This is a genomic window from Streptomyces sp. NPDC059740 (genome assembly GCF_042733155.1).
Classification (GTDB): Bacteria; Actinomycetota; Actinomycetes; order Streptomycetales; family Streptomycetaceae; genus Streptomyces.
Genome location: NZ_JBHWGP010000004.1, coordinates 198,888 through 222,753 on the forward strand (window position 1 = coordinate 198,888; position 23,866 = coordinate 222,753).

Annotated in this window: 17 protein-coding genes and 1 pseudogene; 10 read left to right on the top strand and 8 right to left on the bottom strand. The window is 75.9% G+C overall.

The genetic code is table 11. From position 1 onward, the window contains the following. Window positions 1–89: 89 nt before the first annotated feature. Window positions 90–2,318, top strand: coding sequence for a SpoIIE family protein phosphatase (locus ACFV3R_RS07515; RefSeq protein ID WP_385577033.1), 2,229 nt, complete (start codon window positions 90–92; stop codon window positions 2,316–2,318). A gap of 148 nt (window positions 2,319–2,466) precedes the next feature. Here the strand turns inward: ACFV3R_RS07515 and serC are convergent, their stop codons facing one another. Further along, window positions 2,467–3,585 carry a phosphoserine transaminase gene (gene serC / locus ACFV3R_RS07520; protein WP_385577036.1) on the bottom strand — a complete coding sequence of 373 codons (1,119 nt, stop codon included), beginning with the start codon at window positions 3,583–3,585 and terminating at the stop codon, window positions 2,467–2,469. A 188-nt stretch (window positions 3,586–3,773) separates the two neighbouring features. Between serC and ACFV3R_RS07525 the strand changes: the two genes are divergently transcribed. Then, window positions 3,774–6,695 (top strand): FAD-binding and (Fe-S)-binding domain-containing protein, encoded by a 2,922-nt coding sequence (locus ACFV3R_RS07525; RefSeq protein WP_385577039.1) that lies wholly within the window; start codon window positions 3,774–3,776, stop codon window positions 6,693–6,695. Between the two features lie 92 nt (window positions 6,696–6,787). Here the strand turns inward: ACFV3R_RS07525 and ACFV3R_RS07530 are convergent, their stop codons facing one another. From ACFV3R_RS07530 to ACFV3R_RS07545, 4 genes and pseudogenes are all read right to left on the bottom strand, one after another. After that, the gene (locus tag ACFV3R_RS07530; protein ID WP_385577042.1) at window positions 6,788–7,051 is read right to left on the bottom strand and encodes a hypothetical protein; all 264 of its coding nucleotides are present in this window, start codon (window positions 7,049–7,051) and stop codon (window positions 6,788–6,790) included. A 353-nt stretch (window positions 7,052–7,404) separates the two neighbouring features. Next, window positions 7,405–7,608: pseudogene (locus ACFV3R_RS07535) on the bottom strand (MBL fold metallo-hydrolase); the annotation flags it as partial. A 93-nt stretch (window positions 7,609–7,701) separates the two neighbouring features. Continuing rightward, window positions 7,702–8,202 (bottom strand): hypothetical protein, encoded by a 501-nt coding sequence (locus tag ACFV3R_RS07540; protein WP_385577045.1) that lies wholly within the window; start codon window positions 8,200–8,202, stop codon window positions 7,702–7,704. A gap of 208 nt (window positions 8,203–8,410) precedes the next feature. After that, entirely contained in the window at window positions 8,411–9,502 is a 1,092-nt protein-coding gene (locus ACFV3R_RS07545) for a citrate synthase 2 (protein ID WP_385577048.1), read from the bottom strand. Between the two features lie 308 nt (window positions 9,503–9,810). Here ACFV3R_RS07545 and pdxH point away from each other — a divergent pair, with 308 nt between their 5' ends. Beyond that, window positions 9,811–10,437, top strand: a complete 627-nt coding sequence (gene pdxH, locus ACFV3R_RS07550; protein ID WP_385577499.1) for a pyridoxamine 5'-phosphate oxidase — start codon at window positions 9,811–9,813, stop codon at window positions 10,435–10,437. Between the two features lie 581 nt (window positions 10,438–11,018). Continuing rightward, window positions 11,019–12,731: a PAS domain-containing protein gene (locus tag ACFV3R_RS07555; RefSeq protein ID WP_385577051.1), complete on the top strand. Its 1,713-nt coding sequence runs from the start codon at window positions 11,019–11,021 to the stop codon at window positions 12,729–12,731. A gap of 61 nt (window positions 12,732–12,792) precedes the next feature. Here the strand turns inward: ACFV3R_RS07555 and ACFV3R_RS07560 are convergent, their stop codons facing one another. Further along, on the bottom strand, window positions 12,793–13,551 hold the full coding sequence (locus tag ACFV3R_RS07560; protein ID WP_385577054.1) for an SIS domain-containing protein: 759 nt from the start codon (window positions 13,549–13,551) through the stop codon (window positions 12,793–12,795). A 364-nt stretch (window positions 13,552–13,915) separates the two neighbouring features. Here ACFV3R_RS07560 and ACFV3R_RS07565 point away from each other — a divergent pair, with 364 nt between their 5' ends. Both ACFV3R_RS07565 and ACFV3R_RS07570 read left to right on the top strand, forming a co-directional pair. Further along, window positions 13,916–14,608, top strand: a complete 693-nt coding sequence (locus ACFV3R_RS07565) for a metal-dependent transcriptional regulator (RefSeq protein WP_385577057.1) — start codon at window positions 13,916–13,918, stop codon at window positions 14,606–14,608. A gap of 339 nt (window positions 14,609–14,947) precedes the next feature. Next, window positions 14,948–15,817, top strand: a complete 870-nt coding sequence (locus ACFV3R_RS07570; RefSeq protein ID WP_385577060.1) for an alpha/beta fold hydrolase — start codon at window positions 14,948–14,950, stop codon at window positions 15,815–15,817. A 159-nt stretch (window positions 15,818–15,976) separates the two neighbouring features. Here ACFV3R_RS07570 and ACFV3R_RS07575 read toward each other — a convergent pair whose 3' ends face one another. After that, window positions 15,977–16,582 (bottom strand): bifunctional DNA primase/polymerase, encoded by a 606-nt coding sequence (locus ACFV3R_RS07575; protein ID WP_385577063.1) that lies wholly within the window; start codon window positions 16,580–16,582, stop codon window positions 15,977–15,979. Window positions 16,583–17,212: 630 nt separating this feature from the next. Between ACFV3R_RS07575 and ACFV3R_RS07580 the strand changes: the two genes are divergently transcribed. Beyond that, a complete protein-coding gene (locus ACFV3R_RS07580) occupies window positions 17,213–18,607 on the top strand; it encodes a transcriptional regulator (RefSeq protein ID WP_385577066.1) in 1,395 nt (464 codons plus the stop codon). Between the two features lie 397 nt (window positions 18,608–19,004). Continuing rightward, the gene (locus ACFV3R_RS07585; protein ID WP_385577069.1) at window positions 19,005–20,855 is read left to right on the top strand and encodes a hypothetical protein; all 1,851 of its coding nucleotides are present in this window, start codon (window positions 19,005–19,007) and stop codon (window positions 20,853–20,855) included. Window positions 20,856–21,133: 278 nt separating this feature from the next. Here ACFV3R_RS07585 and ACFV3R_RS07590 read toward each other — a convergent pair whose 3' ends face one another. Then, complete coding sequence (locus tag ACFV3R_RS07590) at window positions 21,134–21,799, bottom strand: TetR family transcriptional regulator (protein ID WP_385577072.1); 666 nt, start codon at window positions 21,797–21,799, stop codon at window positions 21,134–21,136. 150 nt (window positions 21,800–21,949) lie between these two features. Between ACFV3R_RS07590 and ACFV3R_RS07595 the strand changes: the two genes are divergently transcribed. Together ACFV3R_RS07595 and ACFV3R_RS07600 are read left to right on the top strand one after the other, a co-directional pair. Beyond that, window positions 21,950–23,008 (top strand): ABC transporter permease, encoded by a 1,059-nt coding sequence (locus tag ACFV3R_RS07595; protein WP_385577075.1) that lies wholly within the window; start codon window positions 21,950–21,952, stop codon window positions 23,006–23,008. Then, the gene (locus ACFV3R_RS07600) at window positions 23,005–23,865 is read left to right on the top strand and encodes an ABC transporter ATP-binding protein (RefSeq protein WP_385577078.1); all 861 of its coding nucleotides are present in this window, start codon (window positions 23,005–23,007) and stop codon (window positions 23,863–23,865) included. Before ACFV3R_RS07595 ends, ACFV3R_RS07600 begins: the two co-directional genes overlap by 4 nt. Window position 23,866: the final 1 nt, after the last annotated feature.

Genomic DNA, 23,866 nt, shown 5'->3' on the forward strand with positions numbered 1-23,866 from the left:
TGTGCTATTTGTCCTATTCTGTCCGTACGACGGGTGTCGTCTCGCCACCCGGGGCGGGCGGTCGCCCAGGCCGCCGGAGAGGACGGGCCATGGGCCACCACGACGCCGCGGAAGGGCCGGACCCGCAGTCCGAGGTGGACCCGGCCGCAGCGAGCGCCTCACCGTCCGACGCCGGGCAGCCCCCCTCCGACTCGCTGCTGGCCGCCGTCGGGGAACGCTCCTCCGGCGTCTCCACCGCCGTCTTCGACCAACAGCTCCGCCTGATCGTCGCCAACCGGAGGCTGCGCTCGGTCACCGAGTTCCCCGAGGAACTGACCGCCGGCCGCCCCTTCGGCAAGCTCATGCGCCGGCTCGGCTACGACACGCCCGCCATCGACCGCATGGAGAACGCGGCACGAAGCGTCATGGAGGACGGCCGGGGCCTGACCCTGGCCGTCAGCCGCAAGAGCACCGGCTCCGACCGCATCCTGCACCGGATCACCGACTGGTACCGGCTCGACGCCCCCGACGGCCGGATGCTGGGCGTCGGCGTGGACTTCACCGACGTCACCGCGCGCGAACGCGCCGTCCTGGAGGCCCGGGCCGCGCAGCAGCGGCTCACCCTGATCGACCAGAGCGGCAAGCGCATCGGCACCAGCCTGGACCTGGTGCGCACCTGCGGGGAGCTGGCGGAGGTCTTCGTCCCCGAACTCGCGGACCTCGCCGCCGTCGACGTCCTGGCCGGCCTCACCGAGGGCGAGCGGCCCGCCGCGCCCCGGCCGGGCGAGGCGCAGGAGGTCTACCGTGCGGCGGTGCGCACCCACGGGGCCAACGCGGAGCGTCTGGCGGGCGGCCTGCAGCAGCAGGGCGAGCTGTTCCCCCACGCCCCCGGCTCCCTGCCCCTCATCTGCCTGTCCGGCAACCGCCCCCTGCTGATCCCCGACCTCACCAAGGCCGACGTCACCACGCTCGCCCGGATGCAGGCCGGCCGGGAGGTCCTGCGGGAGGGCAACTTCCACTCGCTGATCCTCGCGCCACTGCACGCCCGGTCCACCGCGCTCGGCATCCTCGCCCTGGTCCGCGGGAGGGACCGCGAACCCTTCGACGAGGAGGACCTCACCCTCGCCGCGGAACTCGCCGCCCGCGCCGCCATCAGCGTGGACAACGCCAGGGCCTACACCCACGAGCGGAACGTCGCCCACACCCTCCAGCGGGACCTGCTGCCCCAGCTGCCCCAGGCCCCGCCGGGGGTGCGGCCCGCCCACCGGTACATGGCCAGCAGCGCCAGCAACGGCCCGGCCGGCGGTGACTGGCTCGACGTGCTCCTGCTGCCCGACGTCAAGACGGCGATGGTCGTCGGCGACGCCATGGGCCGCGGGGTCGGCGCCACGGCCCTCATGGGGCAGCTCCGCACCTCCCTGCGGGCCCTGCTCTTCCTGGGCCTGCCGCCCGACGAGGCGCTGTGGAACCTGGACCGGCTGACCACCGAGTCGGGCCGCCCGGAACTCGCCACCTGCCTGATCGCCGTCTACGACCCGGTGACCGGGCACTGCGTCATCGCCTCCGCCGGACACCCGCCGCCCCTCGTGGTCACCCCCGAGGGCGACGCCCAGTACGTGGACGTGTCCCCGGCGGCCCCGCTGGGCGTCGGCGGGGTCCCCTTCGACGTGCGGGAGGTGGACCTCGCCGACGGCAGCCTCCTGGTGCTCTTCACCGACGGGCTGCTGCACGGTCCGCACCGCGACCTCGGCGAGGGACTGGACCGGTTGCGCGCGCTGCTGGCAGACGATCCGGCGGTGGCCGAGGCCGACGTGGACCAGCTGTGCGACCGGGTCGCCGCCCACATGGTGCGCGGCCGGCAGTACGACGACGTCGCCGTCCTCACCGCCCGCGTCCACACCCTCCCCGCCGACTCCGTCGCCCAGTGGCCGCTGACCCCCGAGCCGCAGGCGGCGGGCCAGGCCCGGCGGATGGTGCGCGAGCAACTGCGCGCCTGGGGGCTGACGGACCTCGTCGACACCACCGAACTGCTGGTCAGCGAGTTGCTCACCAACGCGGTGCAGCACGGCACGCCGCCCATCCGCATCCGCATGCTGCGGCTGGGGCGGCTGCGCTTCGAGATCTCCGACGGCGGCCACCTGCTGCCGCACCTGCGGCTGGCCGCGGCCAGCGACGAGAGCGGCCGCGGGGTGCGCATCGTCAGCCTGCTGGCCAGCCGCTGGGGCGCCCACCGCACCAGCGCGGGCAAGACCGTCTGGTTCGAACTGGATCTGGAGCAGGCGGAGGAGCCGGAGCCGGATCTGGCGGCGCTGGAGGCGGCACTGCCCGACGGGATGTGAACCCGGCGCCTGACCACGGAAGTCCGCCCCGCTCCCGGCCCGGCGCGGCGGGAGACGGCGGCGGGCCCCGGCGACGCACTGCGTCCCCGGGGCCCGCCGCCTGGTGACCCGCGACGCGGCGGCCCTGCGGCCTCCGCCCGCGAAGGTGTCAGAGGCGCTCGATCACGTAGTCGATGCACTGCGTCAGCGCCTCGACGTCCGCCGGGTCGATCGCCGGGAACATCGCGACGCGCAGCTGGTTGCGGCCCAGCTTGCGGTAGGGCTCGGTGTCCACGATGCCGTTGGCGCGCAGCACCTTGGCGACGGCCGCGGCGTCCACGTCCTCGCTGAAGTCGATGGTGCCGATGACGGCCGAGCGGTCCGCCGGGTCCGCCACGAACGGCGTGGCGTGCTTGGACTCCTCGGCCCAGCCGTAGAGGGTCCGCGCGGAGGTGTGGGTGCGGCGCACCGACCAGTCCAGGCCGCCCTGGCCGTTGATCCAGTCCAGCTGCTCACCCAGCAGGAAGAGGGTGGCGAGCGCCGGGGTGTTGTACGTCTGGTTCTTCAGCGAGTTGTCGATCGCCGTCGGCAGCGAGAAGAACTCCGGGACGTGCCGCCCCGAGGCGTGGACGCGGGCCGCCCGCTCCAGTGCGGCCGGCGAGAACAGGCCGATCCACAGGCCGCCGTCGGAGGCGAAGGACTTCTGCGGGGCGAAGTAGTAGACGTCCGTCTCGCTGACGTCGACGGGCAGACCGCCGGCGCCGGAGGTCGCGTCCACCAGCACCAGCGCGTCCTCGTCGGCGCCGGCCACCCGCCGGATCGGAGCGGCGACGCCGGTGGAGGTCTCGTTGTGGGTGAGCGCGTAGACGTCCACGCCCTGCTCGGCGCGGGACTCCGGACGGGTGCCGGGCTCGGCGGAGATGACGCTCGGCTCCTCCAGCCACGGCGCGAGCTTCGCGGCCTTGGCGAACTTCGAGGAGAACTCGCCGAAGCTGAGGTGCTGCGACTTGGCCGAGATCAGGCCGTGCGTGGCGACGTCCCAGAAGGCGGTGGAGCCGCCGTTGCCGAGGATCACCTCGTAGCCCTCGGGAAGCTGGAACAGGTCGCGGACGCCTTCGCGGACCTTGCCGACGAGGTTCTTGACCGGGGCCTGGCGGTGGGAGGTGCCCATGAGGGACGTGCCGGTGGCGGCCAGCGCGTCCAGCGCCTCCGTCCGCACCTTGGAGGGGCCGGCGCCGAAACGTCCGTCGGCGGGCCTGATGTCAGCGGGGATCTGGATGTCAGCCACGGGGAAAGCGTAGTGCGCGCTGTGACCGCGACGGCGGTTGTTCCAGCGAATGAGACAGCCGGTCCCACACCTGCCACGGCCCGGCAGACCACCGGCCCGACCGCATCCGCCGAACGCCCGGGCGGGGCGCGCAGATACCGGCGTGCGGGGCCTTCAGAACCGGTCGCCCCACAGGGCACGCTGGTGCCATGGCGAAACGCACGGAGCACCTCGGTGACCGGACGACGCAGGACACCCGGCGGCCGGCGGGCGGCGCCGACCGCCCGGCCGGCGGCGGGGCGCCCCCGCCCTGGGCCGGGGAACTGGCCCGCGAGGTCCGCGGCGAGGTGTCCTTCACCGCGGGGGACCGGGCCCTGATGACCATGGACGCCTCCAACTACCGACGGGTGCCGCAGGCCGTGGTGGCGCCCCGCGACGCGGCGGACGTCGCGGCGGTCCTCGGCGTCTGCCGCGCCCACGGGGTGCCGGTGGTCCCCCGCGGGGCCGGCACCTCCATCGCCGGGCAGGCCACCGGGACGGGGGTCGTCCTGGACTTCACCCGCCACATGGGTGCCGTCCTCGACCTCGACGCCACGGCCCGCACCGCCGTCGTCCAGCCCGGCGTCGTCTGCGACCAGCTGCGCGCCGCCGCCGCCGGCCACGGACTGACCTTCGGGCCCGACCCCTCCACCCACAACCGCTGCACCCTCGGCGGCATGATCGGCAACAACTCCTGCGGCTCGCACTCGGTGGCCTGGGGCACCACCGCCGACAACGTCGTGGAGCTGGCCGGCCTGACCTACGGCGGCGAGACCTTCCGCGCCGGGCGTGGCCGCGAGGCCCTCGCCGGACTGCCGCCCCGCATCGCCGACGGCCTCAGTGCGCTCACCGCCGAGGGCGCCACCCTCGCCCTGCTGCGCACCCGCTTCCCCGAGCTGCCGCGCCGCATCTCCGGCTACGCCCTGGACGCCCTGCTGCCCGAGCGCGGCGTGGACCTGGCCCGGGCGCTGACCGGCAGCGAGGGCACCCTCGGGGTGCTGACCGAGGCCACCGTCCGGCTCGTCGAGGCGCCCCGGGCCCGGGTCCTGGCCGTCCTCGGCTACCCCGACGAGGCCACCGCCGCGGAGGCCGCCCACACCCTGCTGCCGCTCGGCCCGCTCACCGTCGAGGGCATGGCCGCCGACCTGGTGCCGCAGGCCGGCGGACTGCCCAGGGGCGGGGCGTGGCTCTTCGTCGAGATGGGCGGGGAGACGGCGGCCGAGGCCCGGGCCCTCGCCGAGGAGCTGTGCCGCACCGCGGCACCGGCCACCACCGACCACCTCCTGGTCACCGACCCCGAGGGGCAGCGCACGCTGTGGCGGGTGCGGGAGGACGCCTCCGGCACCGCCACCCGCATGCCCGACGGCTCGGAGGCCTGGCCCGGCTGGGAGGACTGCGCCGTACCGCCCGCCCGGCTCGGCCCCTACCTGCGGGACTTCCGCGCGCTGCTGGCCCGGCACGGGCTGCGGGGCACGCCCTACGGGCACTTCGGCGACGGCTGCATCCACGTGCGCATCGACTTCGACCTGATGAGCGACGCGGGCGTACGGGGCTTCCGGGCGTTCTCCACCGACCTCGCCGACCTGGTGGTCGCGCACGGCGGCTCGCTCTCCGGCGAGCACGGCGACGGCCAGGCCCGGGCCGAACTGCTGCCGCGCATGTACGGGCCGGAGACGGTCGCCGCGTTCACCCGCTTCAAGGACCTGTGGGACCCGGCCGGCGGCCTCAACCCCGGCATGCTGGTCCGGCCCGACCGGCTGGACCAGAACCTCCGCTTCGACGTGCTGCCGCGCCGCCCCGTCGACGTCGAGTTCGGCTACCCGCACGACGGCGGCGACTTCTCGGCCGCCGTGCGCCGCTGCGTCGGCGTCGCCAAGTGCCGCCAGCCCACCGCGGGCACGGACGTGATGTGCCCCTCCTTCCGTGCGACCGGCGAGGAGCGCCACTCCACCCGCGGCCGGGCCCGGCTGCTCCACGAGATGCTGGCCGGCGAGGTCGTCACCGACGGCTGGCGCTCCCCGGAGGTCCGCAAGGCCCTCGACCTCTGCCTGTCCTGCAAGGGCTGCCGCAGCGACTGCCCGGTCGGGGTGGACATGGCCACCTACAAGGCCGAGTTCCTGCACCACCACTACCAGGGCCGGCTGCGGCCCGCCTCGCACTACGCGATGGGGCGGCTGCCGCAGTGGCTTCGCCTGGTCTCCGCCACCCGCACGGCCCCGGTCGTCAACGCCGCGGCCGGGCTGCGGCCACTGGCGGGCCTGGCCAAGCGGCTCGGCGGCATCGCCCCCGAACGGGACATCCCGTGCCTGCCCGCCGAACCGTTCACCCGCTGGTTCGCCCGGCGCCGGCGGGAGGGCGCGACGAGGGCGTCCGCCACCGGCCCGGCCCGCGAGGCGGTGCTGTGGCCGGACACCTTCACCAACCACCTCTCGCCCTCGGTGGGGCGGGCCGCCGTACGCGTCCTGGAGGCCGCGGGCAGCCGGGTGGTGCTGCCCGGGGCCGGCCGCGGCGAGGTGTGCTGCGGCCTGACCTACGTCTCCACCGGCCAGCTCGACCGGGCCCGCACCGTCATGCGCCGCACCCTGGACACGCTGGGCGACACCGCGGGGCGGCCCCTGGTGCTGCTGGAGCCGAGCTGCGCGGCGAGTCTCCGTACCGACCTGCCCGAGCTGCTGTCCGACGACCCCCGGGCGCGGGCCGTCGCCGACTCGGTCCTCACCTTCGCCGAGTACCTGGAGGGCCACGCACCCGACTGGCAGCCGCCGCGGGTGGACCGGAAGGTGGTGGGCCAGACCCACTGCCACCAGCACGCCGTCCTGGGTGACGCGGCCGAGCGGCGGCTGCGCGAGCGGGCCGGGCTGTCCGGCCCACTCAGCGGCGGCTGCTGCGGCCTGGCCGGCAACTTCGGCTTCGAGCGGGGCCACTACGAGGTGTCGGCGGCCTGCGCCGAGGAGCAGCTGCTGCCCGCCGTGCGCGCGGCGGACGAGGAGACCGAGGTGCTCGCGGACGGGTTCTCCTGCCGCACCCAGATCGCCGAACTCGGCGGCCGCCGGGCCCGCCACCTCGCGGAGATCCTCGACGACGCCCTGTGAGGCGGGTGACGTCCGCGGCCGTGGGGGGAGGCGCGGCCGCACCCTCGTGACCGGCGGGGCGGGCCCGGACGGAACGGAGGGACCGGCGCGGTTCAGCGCCGTCCGCCCCCGTCCCCGCCTGCCTCGCCTCCGTCCGTCCTCCCGCGCCGCGCCGAGGGGGCCCGCCCGGCGCGCAGCAGGACGTACAGGGCGCCCAGCAGCGCCAGGCAGGCCACCAGCCCACCCGCCACGGCGGCGACCCGGTCCGCGGTGGGCAGCGCCACCGTCGCCACCAGCAGCACCAGGGCGACCGCCACCACGACGACCGCCCCGACCACAGCCCCCACCACGGCCCGGGCACCCCTTGCCAGGGCCATGCCGTCCTCCTCACCGGGCGGCGACGCCACCGTCCCGGATGCTCAAACGCGTGCGGCGGGGCGGACGGTTGCCTCGGCCGGGGATGCCGCCGGCGGTATGGCCGAAAACCGGACGGCCGGACGCGTCCCGCTCCGCCGAGGCGGCCGGCCGGGCACACCGGGGCGGCGGACGGCCCGGCTCCGCGGCCCTGCGTGCGCCTACCCCTGCCCGCCGACGAAGGCCCGGAAGGCGTCGAGGCCGGGGCCCGGCCCGGTGATCGCGGTGCCGTGGGAGAGGCCGGCGGCGTCGACCTCCGCCGGGATGCGTGCCACTCCCGCCGGCCGCGCCTGCGGGACGGCGGCCAAGGCCCGCGGCCCGAGACCGGTCCACCGCGGTGGAAGAGGGCGTCACCGACCAGCGCGGTACGGGTCGGCTCGTGGAGCAGGACGACGTGACCGGGGGTGTGACCGCCGGTGTGGACGACCCGGAGCCCGCCGGATCCCTCGACCACCTCCCCGTCCACCAGCAGGGCGTCCGCCTCGAAGGGCGTCCAGTGGGCGAGCGGGAGCCGGTCCACCAGCCCGCCCAGCCCGCCCAGCGCGCCCGAGCGCCGGCCGGGCCCCCTCCGGGCGATGCGGGGCCACGGGCCGGGCCCGGGCGGCAGGCCGCCTCAGCCGCACACGGCGTAGACCGTCCCCCGTACCGGCGCGCGCTGCGGCAGTCGGTCGGCGGCCTTCCGTGCCTGCGCCAACTCCCGCTCGGCGGCGGCGCGTTTTCGCGGCGTGCGGGCTGCCTCCACCGCGTCCTGCTGCTGCTCGACCAGCTCCAGCCGGCGCAGCAGCGCGGGGTTGACCGCGTCCGCGGTCACGCTCCACCCCCTCCCGTCCGCCGTCGGACGGGAGGCCCCCACGCTCTGCTCCAGGTCGCGGCCGGGCACCTCGTACCCGCCGCCCAGGACGCGTCGCCCGGGCGGGCAGGTGGCGACGAGGGGGGCGAGCGGACCGGTCCGGCGGGCGGTCACCGGGGCGGGGGACGCGGCGGCCGGCCTCGAGGCGGGCCGGCCGGCTCCGTCCGGCGGGGTCTGGCCGCGGGCCGCCGCGCCGGGGCCGCAGAACAGCAGCCCGAGGGCGGCCGCGGTGGCGGCGGCCGGCAGGGGGAGGATGGCGCGCATCGCTGGTCGGCGTCCCTTCGCCTGGTCGGTCAGGCACCGGTGGTCCGCGCGGGCACGGGCCGCCAGGGGTGCCTCGACGCCCCCCGGCCGGGCCCCGCGCCGCGGCGCCCGGTGCGGGCCGTCGCGGGAGTCTGCCCGGGCGCCACGGCGGGACAACCGTCCTTGCGCCGCCCGGGGGACGCCGCAGCCGCCGGGGCCCGCCGTCCGGTCAGGCGCCCGCCGGACGCTCCCCGCCGAGGCTGCGCGGGGCGGGGCCCACGTACCGGGCCGAGGGGCGCACCAGCCGGCCCGTCCGCTTCTGCTCCAGGATGTGCGCGCTCCACCCGGCGGTGCGGGCACAGGTGAACATCGAGGTGAACATCTCCGCCGGGACCTGCGCGAAGTCCAGCACGATCGCCGCCCAGAACTCGACGTTGGTGGCGAGCACCCGGTCCGGGCGGCGGTTGTGCAGCTCCTCCAGCGCGGCCTTCTCCAGCGCCTCGGCCACCTCGAACCGCTCGGCGCCCAGCTCCTTCGCGGTGCGCCGCAGCACGCGGGCCCGCGGGTCCTCGGCCCGGTAGACGCGGTGGCCGAAGCCCATCAGCCGCTCCCCGCGGTCCAGGGCCCCGCGCACGTAGGCGGCGGCGTCCCCGGTGCGCTCGGTCTCCTCGATCATGCCGAGCACCCGGGAGGGCGCCCCGCCGTGCAGCGGACCCGACATGGCGCCCACCGCACCGGACAGGGCGGCGGCCACGTCGGCGCCGGTGGAGGCGATGACGCGGGCGGTGAAGGTCGAGGCGTTCAGGCCGTGCTCGGCCGCGGAGGTCCAGTAGGCGTCGACGGCCGCGACGTGGCGCGGGTCAGGCTCGCCCCGCCAGCGCCGCAGGAACCGCTCGACCACGGTCTCCGCCTTGTCGATCTCGCGCTGCGGCACCATCGGCAGGTGCTGGCCGCGCGCCGACTGGGCGACGTAGGACAGGGCCATGACCGCGGCCCGCGCCAGGTCCTCGCGGGCCTGCTCGGCGTCGATGTCCAGCAGCGGGCGCAGCCCCCAGGCCGGGGCCAGCATGGCCAGCGCCGACTGCACGTCGACCCGGACGTCACCGGAGTGCACGGGCAGCGGGAAGGGCTCGGCCGGGGGCAGGCCGGGGTCGAACGCCCCGTCCACCAGCAGCCCCCACACCTGGCCGAAGGAGACCTGGCCGACGAGTTCCTCGATGTCGACGCCCCGGTAGCGCAGGGCGCCGCCCTCCCGGTCCGGCTCGGCGATCTCCGTCTCGAACGCGACGACTCCTTCGAGTCCGGGTACGAAGTCGGGCATCAGGCGGCTCCTCGAGGTCGGTGGGGCACTCGCGTGCGAGTCCGGTACGTCCGTGGGGCCGGGACACGATATCCCGCTCCGGCTGCGGGCCACAGCAGGTCGCCGGCAGTGGCGGGAACGGTGCGGGCGGGCGGCCCGCCGCCCCGGGCCCACGGGGTGACGGGAGGGGGAACGGACGCCGACGGGTTGGTCACATGCCGGCGGAAGATCACCCACCCCCCTCTCCTCCGCGCGCGCCGTGCTGCAAGATAAGGGCCGTGCACCCCGCGGACCCGTCCTCGCCCCCGCCGTCGTTCGACCCCTCGGCCATGCGCGCCCGTTACAGCGCGCAGGGCCTCCTCGAACAGGACCTGGCGCCCTCGCCCCACGAGCAGTTCGCGCACTGGTTCGACGCCGCCGTCGTCAGCGGGCTGCACGAACCCAACGCCATGGTGGTCTCCACCGCCGACGCCACCGGCCGCCCCAGCTCACGCACCGTCCTGCTCAAGGGACATGACGAGCGCGGCTTCGTGTTCTTCACCAACTACCGCTCCCGCAAGGGCGGGGAGATCGAGGCGAACCCGCGGGTCTCGCTGCTCTTCCCCTGGCACCCGCTGGCCCGGCAGGTCATCGTGAACGGCACGGCGGTGCGGATCGGCCGCGACGAGACGGCGGCCTACTTCCGCAGCCGCCCGCACGGCTCGCAACTCGGCGCCTGGGCCAGCGACCAGTCCACCCCCGTCACCTCGCGGGCCGAACTGGAGCACGCCTACGCGGAGCTGGCGGAGCGTTACCCGGAGGCCGAGCAGGTGCCGGCGCCCCCGCACTGGGGCGGCTACCGGGTGCGGCCGGAGACCGTGGAGTTCTGGCAGGGCCGCGTGAACCGGCTCCACGACCGGCTCCGGTACGCGCGCTCGGCGGACGGCGGCTGGACGGTCACGCGGCTGGCGCCCTGAGCCCGGGGCGGCCGGCGCCTGCGCACGGGAGCGCAGCAGGGTTGCGCACGGGCGGAGCGGCAGACGGGAGAGGCCCGGGGGCCGGCGGGCGGGAAGCTGCCCGCGGCCGGCCGTCCTGGAGGTTCGGCGGGGGAGGACGGTCTCCCGGCGCCGCGGGACGGCGAAGAAGCTGCCCCCGAACAGCAGACGACCCGCGGGCCTGCTCCCCGTCCGTGAGGACGGGGGTCGGTCGGACGTACCGACGGCCCGCGGGTCGGGTGACTGCTGTGGATTGGCCGGCTGCGCAACGGAAGCGCTGGTCCGGCGTGGCTCTGTGGCTTCGTCCGTCACCCGGTGCCGTGGCAGGCGGGCGGCGGCCGTAAGCGGAGCGCGACGACGGGCCGCTAGCCCGCAGCCACCTCACGCGTCCGGTTCGAAATCACTTCCAGACCACCTCCCTTCTCGTGTACCGCCACTCTAAGAAAGCCCCGGGGCGGCGGCAAGCGGTTTTCTCCGCGGGCGGAAGCAGCCGGTGCGGCCCGGGAAACCGGGCGGTGCGAATTTCGCGAAAGGGGATGTCTGGTGCGTGCCGTTCCAGTTGAATGGCTCGCACGGCAGCGGGTGCTGACCGTACGGCGGCCGGTCGCCGCCGGGTGCCACTGGGGGTGAACGTGGCCGCATCGTCACGCCGTTCCGGAGCCCGGCCGCAGGGCGAACCCGAACCCGACCACGAGGACGGCGGGGCGCTGCCGCCGGACGGTGCGAGCGGTGCGGCCGAGCCGGGTGCGGCCCCCCGCCGCGTCCGGGCCCGCCGCGCCTCAGGCGCCCTGTCCGCCGACGCCGGACTGCTCGCCGCCCTGCTGGACGAGATGGACACCGCCCTCTGCGCCTTCGACGCGGACGGGGTGGTCACGCACTGGAACCGCGAGGCCGAGCTGCTGCTGGGCTGGAGCGCCCGCGAGGTGGTGGGGCGCGAGGGGTTCGGCGGGTGGGCGGTCCGGGACGAGGACGCCGCGGCCCTGCGGGAGCGCCTCCTCGCCGCCGCCCGGCGGCCCGCCGCCCTCGCCGACGGCGGCGGCCGGCTCGTCGAGGAGTTCGTGCTGCTGGCCAGGGACGGCCACCGCGTCCTGGTACGCGGCCGATGCAGTCGCGTCCCCGCGGCCCAGGGCAGGCCGGCGGGCGTCTACTGCGCCTTCGGCGAGGCGCAGTCCCAGATCGACCTGGAACGCTCCCTGGCGATGAGCGAGGCGCTGCTGACCGACACCTCCTGGGGCGTGGTCCTGGTCGACGCCGACCTGCGCCCGGCCCTGGTCAACGGCTACGCCGCCCGTGCGCTGGGCGCCGACCGGGCGGGCCTGCCCGGTCGGCCGCTGGGCGACCTCCTGCTGGACGGCGCGGCCGAGGTGGAGGGAGCCCTGCAGTACGTGCTCGCCGAGGGCACCCTCGCCACGCCGGTGGAGCTGTGGGTGACCCTCCGCGCCGAGGACGTCGACCAGCCCCGCCGCTGCTGGCGCGGCGGCTTCGTCCGGCTCTCCTCGCCGCTGTCGGACGCGCCCGTGCCGCTGGGCGTGGCCTGGTTCTTCCACGACGTCACGGAGACCAAGCAGGCCGAACGAGACGCCTCGCTGCTGCGCTTCCGGGCCCGGCAGCTGCACCGGGCCGGCCGCACCGCCGCGGAGTGCGAGGACCCCCTGGAGGCGGTCTCGCTCCACCTGGAGTTCGCCCTCGCCGGTTATGCCGACCACGCTCTCCTCGACGTCCTGGTGACACGCGAGCACGCCGACGGGCCACCGGGCGCCGAGCCCGGGCGACGCGAGGCAGCGGTGCCGGGGCTGGTGCGAGCCGTGGTCGCGCCGGCCGCCGGGGTGGACCTGGCGACCGCGCACCTGAGCGCCCCGGCTGCCGCCACCCCCGAGGGTGCCGGGCAGGGGGTGGTGCCCTCGGCGTTCTGGGTCCGGGCCGCGGCCCTGACCGGTACGGACGGCGCGGGCCTGCCGGTGGGGTACCGGCCGGAGCACCCCGCCGTCCAGGCGGTCCGCCGCCGGGGCGCGGTGCGGGCCAGCGCCGGCCGGAGCCTCCCGCCGGGCTGGGCCGCCGCCCGGAAATGGCCCGAGGGCGCCGTCCACAGCCTGTGCACCGCGCTCCGCTCCCGCGGCCGGACGCTCGGTGTGGTCACCTTCCTGCGCGGCGCCTCCCGGCACGCCTTCCACCAGGCCGACGTCGCCTACGCCGAGGACGTTGCGAGCCGCGTCGCCGCCGCCCTCGACCTGGCCCTCGCCCTCGCGGGGCTTCCGGAGCGGTCACCGGCGGGATGAGGGGAGGCTGCGGGGCCCGGCTGCCGGCGGGGCGAGGGGGCCCTGGCGGGCCCCGGCCGCCTCACTGCCGGTAGAACACGCGGTCCCCGTACTCCTCCAGCACCCGGGCGTTCCAGTCGTGGCCGCCGTCGACGTTGCCCGAGCGCAGCAGCGGCGGTTCGACGCCCCGCTCGACGAGGGCGCCGGCCGCCGTCGCCATGACCGCCTGCATCATCGCGCTGGTGACCACGGTCGAGGCGGGGGCGAACGGTGCCGCCACCCCGGGCAGGGTCAGCTCGGCGTCCCCGGGCGGGATGCGGCTGTCCAGGACGAGGTCGCAGTGGTCCTTCAGGAAGGTGCCCGAGGGGTGGCGGGAGGTGGTCTGCGAGGCGTAGGCGACCGAGGTCAGGCCGATGACCTTCACCCCCCGGGCCCGGGCCTCCGAGGCCATCTCCACGGGCAGCGGGTTGCGGCCGGAGAGGGAGATCACCACCAGCACGTCGCCGCGCCGCACGGGGTTGCTGTCCAGGACCGCCGCGGCCAGGCCGGAGACCCGCTCCAGGGCGCTGCCGAGCGTCGCGGGGCGGACGTCCACCCCGACCACCCCGGGCACCACCAGCAGGTTGACCACCGCGAGCCCGCCCGCCCGGTAGACGGTGTCCTGGGCCGGCAGCGAGGAGTGGCCCGCCCCGAAGGCGAAGACCCGGCCGCCGGCCGCCACCGTGTCGGCGACCAGCCGGCCGGCCTCGGTGAGGGGGGCGGTCTCCTCGTCCCGCACCTTCCGGAGCAGCTCGATCGCCGCGTCGAAGTACCGTCCGGCCAGTTCGTCGCCGTCACCCATCGCCACGGGTTCCTCTCGTCGCCAGGTGTGCGGTCGCGGCGGGCGTGCCGGGACCGGGAGCGCGCCGCGTGCCCTCGTGACGCCTGGTGGCGGGCGGTACCCGCCGGCCGGCGCGCGGGGGCGGACACCGCCTCGTCGTCCGGGTCTGCGGTGGGGGCGCGGCGGCGTCGGTGACCGGCGCCGCGGCGCCCTGCTCGTCGGGGCGGACGGCGTGGCGCGGATCACGTTGCGGTCTGGACCACTGCCCTGTCAACACCGCGGGCCCCACGGCGGAGGTCTCCCGAGGGTCCGCGTGGGGGCTGATTGTCGGTGGGATGCGTCAGAATTGGCGGCAGGGCCACCGCACGACATCTGAGGGGCACGCATGTCCGGACTCATCGACACCACGGAGATGTATCTCCGCACCATCCTCGAGCTGGAGGAGGAAGGTGTGGTCCCCATGCGGGCGCGGATCGCCGAACGGCTCGAACAGAGTGGGCCGACGGTGAGCCAGACCGTCGCCCGCATGGAGCGCGACGGCCTGCTCAGCGTGGCCGGCGACCGCCACCTGGAGCTGACCGAGGAGGGGCGCCGGCTGGCCACCAGGGTCATGCGCAAGCACCGGCTGGCCGAGTGTCTGCTGGTGGACGTCATCGGCCTGGAGTGGGAGCAGGTGCACGCCGAGGCCTGCCGCTGGGAGCACGTGATGAGCGAGGCGGTGGAGCGGCGCGTACTGGAGCTGCTGCGCCACCCCACCGAGTCCCCCTACGGCAACCCGATCCCCGGGCTGGCGGAGCTGGGGGAGGGCCCGAACGCCGACCTCTTCCTGGACGACGGCATCACCAACCTGATGGACCTCGGTGCGGGGGCCGAGGGCAAGACCGTCGTCGTCCGCCGTATCGGCGAACCCATCCAGACCGACGCCCAGCTCATGCACACCCTGCGGCGCGCCGGGGTGCAGCCGGGCGCGGTGGTGAGTGTGACCGGGTCGCCGGCCGGGGTCCTGGTCGGCAGTGGCGGGGAGGCCGCCGAGCTGGAGCCGGCCACGGCTGCGCACGTCTTCGTCGCCAAGCGCTGAACCGCCCCCGCGCACGGGAGGGCCGCACCGTGCACCGGCCGGAGGCCGTGGGTGGGGTGGCGGCACCCGGAGAAGGCCCCGGCGCTGCGAGCAGCCGGGGCCCCCAGGCCCGCCCCTGAAGACCCGGAGCCCCGAGCTCCCAGGGTCTTCTCCCGCGGGCTCCCTTCCCGGTGGAGCCCGTCCCCGCTAGGTCTCTCCCCGCGTCGACGCGGACCAATCCCCTCGCCCTGTCACTCGAACGAGCGGTGTTGTGTGGCACACCCTCGCGTTCGAATATCTTTTCGATACTCTGAGGGTGCTCGCGGAGGGTGGTTCGGCACGGACGAAGGGGTCGATGTCATGGGCGGCCGACGCATCGAAGTCATCGGACACGGCGGGGTCCGGCTGTCGGCCCTCACCTGGGGCGGGGGGCCCGACGACCAGCCGGGGGCGGTCCTGCTCCTCCACGACCTGCTCGGCTGCGCGGCCCAGTGGGAGGACACCGCCCGCCGGCTCGCCGGCACTCGCCGGGTCCTCGCGCTCGACCAGCGGGGTCACGGCCGCAGCGGCCCGCCGGCGGACGGGCGCGAGGACAGAGCCGCCTGCGTCGATGACGTCCTCGCCGTGGTCGACGCCCTCGGCTCCCCGCACGTGACACTCGTCGGCCACGGCACGGGCGCGGTGACGGCGTGGCAGGTGGCGGGCGCCAGGCCGGAGGCGGTCGGTGGGCTGGTCGTCTGCGACGCCCGTGCCGCGGCCTGGGGCGGTGGGGCCCAGCGGGACTGGTACGACTGGTGCCGGTCCTGGCCGGTGCCGTTCGGCTCACGCGAGGAGGCGCGCCGCTGGTACGCCACCGAGGACCCGACGCTGCGTGCCGCCTCGCCCGGGCGGGGCGCGGCCCTGGCCACGGCCCTGGTGGCCGGTGAGGGCGGCCTGGTACCGGCGTTGACGGGCCGTCGGCCGGCCGCCGTCAGGGAGAGCTGGACGCGTGACGCCCACTGGGACGAACTGGCCCGGGTCTGCTGCCCGACCCTCGTCGTCCGCGGCCCCGAGGGCGAACTCGGGCGCGCCGAGGCCCAGGAGATGGTCCGGGTGCTCCCGCGCGGGGCCTACGCGGAGATCGCCGACACGGGCCACTGGCTGCCCTGGGAGCGGCCCGAGGCGTGGACGGCCGCAGTCCGCTCCTTCCTCGACGCGGCGGTCACGCCGGCCGGCGGGGTGTGCCGCTAGACGGCGGTCCCCGGCGGAGCGGAGCCCGCCCGGCTCCGCCCGGCCCCGCGGGCTGCCCGCCGCGTCCTGCCCGTGCCGAGCCGACGTGCAGGCCCGACAGGCGGGACGACGCAAGACCCGGCGCACAGATCCGGCGCACGGATCCGGCAGGTCCTGCGCTCAGAGGCGTCGGTCGGGTGCCTGTTCCTGGCCGCAGGCGTAGGCGAGGGGGGCGGCGATCTCCGCCGCGTCCGGCAGCCGCCGGCCGGTCCGGGCCGGGTGCCGGACCCAGCGGACCTGGCCGAGGCCGCCCAGCCGGGTGGGCGGGGCGACGATGTAGTCGCCGGCCCCGTGCACCCGCAGGTCCAGGGTCCGCGCGGGTGCGCCCCGCCAGCCGAGTCCGTGCAGGAGCCCCGGCATGGCGCTGCCCGCCCCGGGCTGCACGAGGAAGAACATGCGGCGGTCGGGGGTGAGGGTCACCGGGCCCAGGGGGAGCGCGAGGCGTTCGGCGCGGGCCAGCGCCAGGCAGCCCGCCGTCTCGGACACCTCCACGGCGTCGAAGCTGCCGCCCGTCGGCAACAGCAGTGAGGCGCGCGGGTGTTCCGACCACAGGCTGCGCGCGGTCGCCGCGCTGGCGGTGACCTGGTGGGCCCACCGCGGTGCGGTGGGGTGCGCACCCGGCGCCGGACAGGAGTGCGCGCCGCAGGAACACCGGGGGCGGGCGCCGTCCTCGTCCCACCATGCGCCGGGCAGGACGTCCCAGTGCTGTTCCGTGGTGTGACGCACCGCAGCGTCCTGGAGTGACGCGCTGCGCGGGGAAGGGACCCGAGGGGCCGCTGTGACTTGGATGGTCTGGTCCACGGAGATGACAACTCATCTTTTCACCAAGGGTTACGGTCGCCCGGCGAGCGCCCCGGCGCACCGACCTGGACCGCAGGGCGCACGGAGGCACTGCCAGGGGCGCAGGTGCAGCCCGGGCTCTGTGCGGGGTAGCGCTCAGGGGCCGGCGAGGGCGTGAGGGGCCGGCGGCAGCGCGGAGCCGTCGGAGGGCGGTGTTCCGGTCCGGTAGGTGTAACGGATCGGATGAAAAGGCCACAAGGGTCAATAACTCAACGCAACGACACAACCGAGGAATTCCGGATATCAGGCATCTCGCTTGGGCATCTCTCGGTCAGCGGTGCCGGCGGCCCGGCGCGCCACCGGCCACCGGCGGAGCGCCACCGCTCCAGGCACCCGGTGCCGGGCTCCGCCGGCCGGCCACCCGGTGGCCCGGCCGGCCTTCCCCGTCCACCGCAGACCCACCAGTCACCGACAGACCCGAAGTCCCGCCACCGAAGACACCACAGTCACCGCGAACTCGACCACCATCACCATCACCACCATCACCATCACCACCACGACCGACAGGGGGTCCCCATGGCCGCGAGGCCGGTCGTCGCGCGGCAACCGAACGAACGGTTGCAGGCGCTCATCCAGGAGGCGGCGTGTTCCCACGCCGGGCTCGCCCGCAGGGTCAACGTGTGCGGCGCCGAACACGGCGTCGACCTGCGCTACGACAAGACCTCCGTGGCCCGCTGGCTGCGGGGGCAGCAACCCCGCGGCCGGGCCCCCGCCCTCATCGCCGAGGCGCTCGGCCGCAAGCTCGGCCGCCCGGTCACCCTCGACGAGATCGGCATGGCGGACGGCGCACACCTGGCCACCGGCGTCGGGCTGAAGTTCGCCGCCACGCTGCCCGGCGCGGTGGAGCAGGTCTGCGAGCTGTGGCGCAGTGACGTGGGACGCCGCGAGTTCCTGGGGCAGCCCACGGTGGCCGCCTCGGCCCTGGTCGAGCCGAGCCGGGACTGGCTCATCGGCGCCGCCGACGGTCAGGTGGCCCGGGAGGCGGGCCCCCGGGTGGGCGCCGGGGACGTGGCCGCCGTCCGGTCCATGACCGCCTCCCTCGGTGAGCTGGACCACCGCTTCGGCAGCGGTCACGCCAGGCCGGTGGTCGTGCACTACCTCCACAACGTCGTCTCCGGGCTGCTGAACGGCTCCTACCGCGAGCAGGTGGGCCGGGAACTCTTCGGCGCGGTCGCCCGGTTGACGGAGCTGGGCGGTTACACGGCGGTGGACACCGGACGGCCGGGGCTGGCCCAGCGCTACTACATCCAGGCACTGCGCCTCTCGCAGGCCGCGGGCGACCGGGCCTACGGCGGGTACGTCCTGGCGGCGGGCATGAGCCACCTGGCGGCGCAGCTCGGCACGCCACGCGAGATCGCCCAACTGGCCAGAGCGGCTCAGGAGGGCGCCCGCGGCCGGATCACCCCGCGGGTGGAGTCCCTGTTCCTGGCCGCCGAAGCGCGCGGCCACGCGGCCCTCGGCGACGACCGGGCGTTCCGTGAGGCCGCCCGGCGGGCCGACACCGCGATGCAGCGGGCCGAGGCGTCCCCGGACAGCGGCGACGACCCGGCGTGGGCGGCGCACTTCGACACCGCCTACCTCGCCGACGAACTCGCCCACTGCCACCGGGACCTGGGGCAGCCGGGGCGTGCGGAGCACTGGGCCAGGGTGGCCCTGGCCGCTCTGCCGGAGGGCCGGGTCAGACGGCGTGCGCTGATCCTGACCGTGCTGGCCTGCGCCCATGTCCAGCGCCGGGAGGTGGAGGAGGCCTGCCGCACGGCCTCCCAGGCGGTGGAGCTGCTGGGCGGGATGCGCTCGACCCGCACCGCCGAGTACCTGGCCGACTTCCGGCAGCGCCTGCTCCCCTTCCGGGACGAGCCCTCGGTCCGGGAGTTCGGGGACCGGACCGGGGTGCGGGGGGTGGCCGCCTGAGAAAGTGTGGTGAAATCCGGGGTCGGATCAGCGGGCGTGCCAGGCCGCGCCCGCCCGGGCACAGGTTTCACCACACTTCCGAGCGCTGGACGGGCCGGGGACGGGTCGGGGACGGGCTGCCGCGGCGGCAGGCCGGGGCAGTGGGCCGGGGCCGCATGCCGGTGCAAGTGCGCCTCCGCCGAGGGGGGTTCGGGCCGTCGGCCGGAGGGGCCTGAACCCCCCGAACTGCGCCGTTTCCTCCTGTTTCCGTCAGGTACCGCCCGGGCCGCCCCGGTCCGCCCCGGCACCGGCGGGGCGGCCCGGGGCCCTGGCCAGGGGACGTGGTCGAACAACTCCGCGAGCGGGTAGCGTGAGCCGACGGTTCCGTAGGTATTCGGAGAAGCAAGTAGGAGTCCCCGTGACGCAGAGCGGACAGGGCGGCGACCCGCAGAACGCGGCGAGGCCCGTGCACGAGGGCGTTGTGCTGCCCGCTCACGGCGACCCGTGGGTGCCGGGCGAACAGCAGGACGCGCCCGCGACCCAGACCTGGGAGCAGCCGCAGTGGAACGCGGAGCCCGGGCAGCCGGAGCACGGTCAGGGCGGCGCGCAGCAGCCCCCGGCGGGCTACGGCTACCCCGGCGGCGTCCAGAACCCCACCTACGCCGGCGTCCAGAACCCCACCTACGCCGGTGACCAGGGCGCCACCTACGCCGGTGACCAGGGCGCCACCCATGGCGGCAACCCCTTCCAGCCGGGGGCCGCCGACGCCTCGTCCGCGGCGCAGGCGTACCCGGGGCCGCCCCCGCAGCACCCCCCGGCCGCCCCCCAGCAGCCGCCCGGCGGCTACCACTCCGACGGCTACGCCGGTGCGCAGCCCGGCTACGGCCAGGCCCCCGCCGGCCCGCCGCCCGGCGCGATGCCACCGGTCGCCGGCGAGGTCGAGGCCACCCGCCGCGTCTCGCCCTTCGACCCCTCGGCGGGGTCCACAAGCGGGGGTCCCGGCGTCCCGCTGCCGCCCACCGAACCCCCGGCCCACCCCGGCCAGCAGCCCCCGCAGGACGCCTACCACTCGCCCTTCGACGCACCCCCGCAGGCGCCCCACGCCGGGCCGCAGGCCGTGGACGCCGACGCGACGCAGCTCATACCCCCCTTCGCGGGCAACGGCGCTCCGGGCGCCTCGCAGCCGCTGCCGCAGGCCTCCCCGGCCGGGCCGCCCCCGGAGTCGCCCGGCGAGTCCACGACGACACTGCGCCGGGTCCAGGCCCCCGCCCCCGGAGGGGACGCGGAGGCCACCCAGTACCTGCCCCCGGTGAGCGGTGGGACCGCCGGCGGGCCCACCGGGGCCGGCCCCATGCCGCCGACCGGTGGCCCCTACGCCGTCCGGCCGGGCGCACCCGAGGACCGTCCGACCCCGGCCGAGTTCGACGGGCTGTTCCGCCCCGACCCCGTCGGCGGGCCGCCCCCGGAGTCCCCGGCCTCGACCCAGCAGATGCCCCGGTTCACCGGCCCGGGCGCCGCGCACCCCGCCGCGCCCGCCCCCGGCCCGTCCTACGACCAGCCCTACGGCCAGTCCTTCGACCCGTCCTACGGCCAGGGCGCGGACCGGTCCGCGGGCGGTGGCCGGCGCCGGGTGCTGCCCCTCGCCATCATCGGCGTCGTCGTCCTCGCCGCGCTGGGCGCGGGCATCGGGTACCTGGCGAGCAGCGGTGACGAGGAGAAGAAGGAGCCGGCCGCCGCGTCCTCCTCCGCCGGTGGGGCCGGTGCGGGCGGCGGCGCGAGCAAGGAGGCCTCGCCCAGCGTGGACGCGGCGGCGCAGGCCCAGGCCAAGGAACTCGACGCGCTCCTGGCCGACAGCAACAACAGCCGGGCCGCCGTGATCACGGCCGTCGACTCCATCCGCAAGTGCCAGGGGCTCGACGACGCGGCGCGGAAGCTCAACGGCGCCGCGAACCAGCGCAAGGACCTGGTCGACCGTCTCGGCAAGCTCCAGGTCGACAAGGTGCCCGACGGCCCCGCGCTGGTCAGCGCCCTCAACCAGGCCTGGCAGGCCTCCGCCTCGGCCGACGCGCACTACGCGGGCTGGGCCCGTCAGGTCAAGCGCGCCGGAGGCAAGGGCTGCAAGAAGGGCCGGGCCGGCAACACCGGTGAGTACAACCGGGCGGTGTCCGCCAGCGGGACGGCCACCCAGGCCAAGCAGCAGGCGGCGAAGGCCTGGAACCCCATCGCGCGGAAGTACGGCCTCACCGAGCGCCAGCCGGTCGACCTGTAGTCCGTTCCACCCGTGGCCCCGGCCGGCCCGTAACTCCGGTCGTTCATCGATCCGGTCGCCCACGGTCCGGGCCGGCCCCCGGGGGCCTCGGACGACCGCGGCCGACGGTGCGTGGACGGTCGCGGCGCCCGTGGCCGGGTCCTCTCCGGGGCGGCCGGCCGCCGTACCCGGTGGCCCCGGACCGCCGACGCGGTGTCGGCCGTGCCCGCCTCGCCGCCCGCCCGCCCGCCTCGCCGCCCGGCCCCGCCGGGCCCCCGCGCCCCGTCAGCGCTTACCGGTCACCGGCCGTCCACCGCCCGTGCCGTGTCCGGGAGTTCTCCCGTCAGGTAGTGCTGCACCACGGGCGCCACGCAGGCGATGAGGTGCTCCGTCTCGACGTCGGCCAGAGGGGATACGGCCACGATGTGGCGGCCGATGGCCAGGCCGATGAGGTGCCCGACGATCAGGGAGATCCGCAGCTCGGGCCGGTCACGGCCGGAGGCGGCCACCAGCGGGCCGATCATGTGGGTGGAGAGGAACCGGCTGAGCGCGTCCGCCGCGTCCTGGTCGGAGAAGACGGAGCGGACCATCGCCGCGAGCGGGGCCCGGGTGGTGGGGTCCTGCCAGGTCTGGAGGAAGAGGCGGGCCACGTGTTCCCCCGCGCTCGCAGGATCGGTGCGCACCAGGGTGGTGATCCGGTCGCGTACGTGCAGCGGCAGTCGGAGGGTCGCGGCGAACAGGTCGCGCTTGCTGCCGAAGTAGTGCAGGACGAGCGCCGGGTTGACGTCCGCGTCGGCGGCGATGGCTCGGATGGTGGTGGCCGCGTAGGTGCCCTGGGCGAAGCGCTGCCGGGCGGCTTCCAGGATGCGGTTGTGCGTGGTGCGGTCACCGGCCCGGCGCCCCGCGGGCCGGCCGCGGGCCCGTCCGGAGAGTTGGGCGGGGGGTTCGGGAGGATGCTCGTTCACGCGGGCGAGCCTAATTAATTAAACAGTGGTTGCCATGGTCGGACCGCCGTTCCTAGGCTGACCGGGCCTTCGGCAGGCGCCGCTGGGGGAGAGCCGGACACAGCGCGCCCGCACCCTCGTGTCCGGGCGCACGGACGAGGCGGAGACCCCATGTGGGCAATGATTCTCAAGGAGTTCCTGGAGCTGCGGCGTGACCGCCGGACGATGGCGATGATCGTCGCCCTGCCGCTGGTGCTGCTCGTCGTCTTCGGCTACGCGGCCAACTTCCGCGTCCAGGACGTCCCGACCCAGGTCGTGGGTCCGCACGCGGAGCACGTCGCCGCACAGCTCAGGTCCCCGTTCGACGTGCAGAGGGTCGACGCCTCCGCCGACGAGCAGGACGGCAGGCTGGCACTGCGCGCGCAGGACGCCGGTGCGGTGGTGGTGACCTCCGGCGCCGCAGGCCCCGCGCGGGTCCTCATCGACGGATCGAACCTGTTCTCCGCGCAGGCCGCGGCGTCGGCGGCGCTCGCCGCGAACGGTGCCCTCAAGCCTGACGTCCTGTTCAACCCGGACCTGAAGACCTCGTGGGTCATGGTGCCCGCCCTGGTCGGCATGATCATGGCGTTCATCGGGACGATCATCACCGCGATCGGGCTGGTCCGGGAACGGCAGACCGGCACTCTCGAACAGCTCGCCGTGATGCCCTTCCGGGCGTCCGACGTGATCGCCGGGAAGATCGCCCCCTACTTCGTGCTCGCGGCCGTCGACATGGTGCTGGTGTCGGTGCTGGGCTGCCTGCTGTTCGGGGTGCCGTTCGCCGGGAACGCGGCGGTCCTCGCGCTGGGGGCCGCACTGTTCCTGTTCACCGTCCTGGGCGTCGGCGTCCTGATCTCCTCGGTGTCCCAGAACCAGGGCCAGGCCATGCAGATGGCGCTGATGACCCTCCTGCCGCAGATCCTGCTCTCCGGCATGATCTTCCCGCTCCCGGCCATGGCCGCGGGGGTGCGCTGGATCGGCTACCTCTTCCCGCTCACCTACTTCAACAAGGTCTCCAGCGCGGTCATGCTGCGGGACGCCCCGCTGTCCTCGCTCGTCCTGCCACTCTGCGTCCTGGCCGGCATGGCGCTGCTGGTGTTCACCGCGGCCGTCCTCCGCTTCCGCCGCGATCTGGCCCCCGTCGCGCCCAAGGCCGCCCGGACCGCCGTCCCCGCCGGGGGTGAGCGATGAGCACCCACCCCGTCCCCGGCGCGGACGCGGACCCCGGCGGCTGGGGGGTGCGGGGCGTCAGCGTCGTCTTCGGTGACACCGTGGCGCTGCGGGACGTCACCCTCAGCGCCGCCCCCGGCCAGGTCACCGCCGTCGTCGGCGGTGACGGAGCAGGCAAGACCACCCTGCTGCGCACCCTCGTCGGTCGCGTCCGTCCCCGGTCGGGACAGGTCAGCGCCCCCGCCACGGTCGACTGCGGGTTCATGCCCACCGGTGCCTCCGGGGTCTGGCAGGACCTCACCGTCGACGAGAACATCACCTTCGTCGCCGCCGCCCACCACCTGTCGGGAGAGGAACTCCGGGAACGGCGCACCCAGTTGCTCACCACCGCGGGACTGGACCGGGCCGCCGACCGGCCGGCCGGCGCCCTCTCCGGCGGCATGCGGCAGAAGCTCGCCTTCTGCCTGGCCATCCTCCACCGTCCCAGGTTGCTGGTCCTGGACGAGCCGAGCACCGGCGTCGACCCCGTCAGCCGCGTCGACCTGTGGCGGCTGGTCTCCCGGGCAGCCGCCGACGGCACCGCCGTCGTCATGGCCACCACCTACCTCGACGAGGCCGAACGCGCCTCCGTCTGCCTCGTCCTGGACCGCGGCCGGGCACTGGCCTCCGGGAGCCCGCAGGACCTCCTCGCCCACACCCCCGGAACCCTCACCAGCGGTGACGCACCGGCGGGGGACCGCGCACTCTCCTGGCGGCGCGGCCGGCTGACCCGCTCCTGGCACCCGGGGCCCCCGCGCGCCGGCGAGCAGCCGATTGCCGCCGACATGGAGGACGCGGTCATCGCCCTCACCCTCGCCGACCAGCACCGGGAGCTCTGAC

Excerpts from the sequence above, each read along its gene's own strand:
- ACFV3R_RS07515 (WP_385577033.1), top strand. The coding sequence starts at position 90 with ATGGGCCACCACGACGCCGCGGAAGGGCCGGACCCGCAGTCCGAGGTG.
- ACFV3R_RS07525 (WP_385577039.1), top strand. The coding sequence starts at position 3,774 with ATGGCGAAACGCACGGAGCACCTCGGTGACCGGACGACGCAGGACACC.
- ACFV3R_RS07530 (WP_385577042.1), bottom strand. The coding sequence starts at position 7,051 with ATGGCCCTGGCAAGGGGTGCCCGGGCCGTGGTGGGGGCTGTGGTCGGG.
- ACFV3R_RS07540 (WP_385577045.1), bottom strand. The coding sequence starts at position 8,202 with ATGCGCGCCATCCTCCCCCTGCCGGCCGCCGCCACCGCGGCCGCCCTC.
- ACFV3R_RS07545 (WP_385577048.1), bottom strand. The coding sequence starts at position 9,502 with ATGCCCGACTTCGTACCCGGACTCGAAGGAGTCGTCGCGTTCGAGACG.
- pdxH (WP_385577499.1), top strand. The coding sequence starts at position 9,811 with ATGCGCGCCCGTTACAGCGCGCAGGGCCTCCTCGAACAGGACCTGGCG.
- ACFV3R_RS07555 (WP_385577051.1), top strand. The coding sequence starts at position 11,019 with ATGGCTCGCACGGCAGCGGGTGCTGACCGTACGGCGGCCGGTCGCCGC.
- ACFV3R_RS07560 (WP_385577054.1), bottom strand. The coding sequence starts at position 13,551 with ATGGGTGACGGCGACGAACTGGCCGGACGGTACTTCGACGCGGCGATC.
- ACFV3R_RS07565 (WP_385577057.1), top strand. The coding sequence starts at position 13,916 with ATGTCCGGACTCATCGACACCACGGAGATGTATCTCCGCACCATCCTC.
- ACFV3R_RS07570 (WP_385577060.1), top strand. The coding sequence starts at position 14,948 with ATGGGCGGCCGACGCATCGAAGTCATCGGACACGGCGGGGTCCGGCTG.
- ACFV3R_RS07580 (WP_385577066.1), top strand. The coding sequence starts at position 17,213 with ATGGCCGCGAGGCCGGTCGTCGCGCGGCAACCGAACGAACGGTTGCAG.
- ACFV3R_RS07595 (WP_385577075.1), top strand. The coding sequence starts at position 21,950 with ATGTGGGCAATGATTCTCAAGGAGTTCCTGGAGCTGCGGCGTGACCGC.
- ACFV3R_RS07600 (WP_385577078.1), top strand. The coding sequence starts at position 23,005 with ATGAGCACCCACCCCGTCCCCGGCGCGGACGCGGACCCCGGCGGCTGG.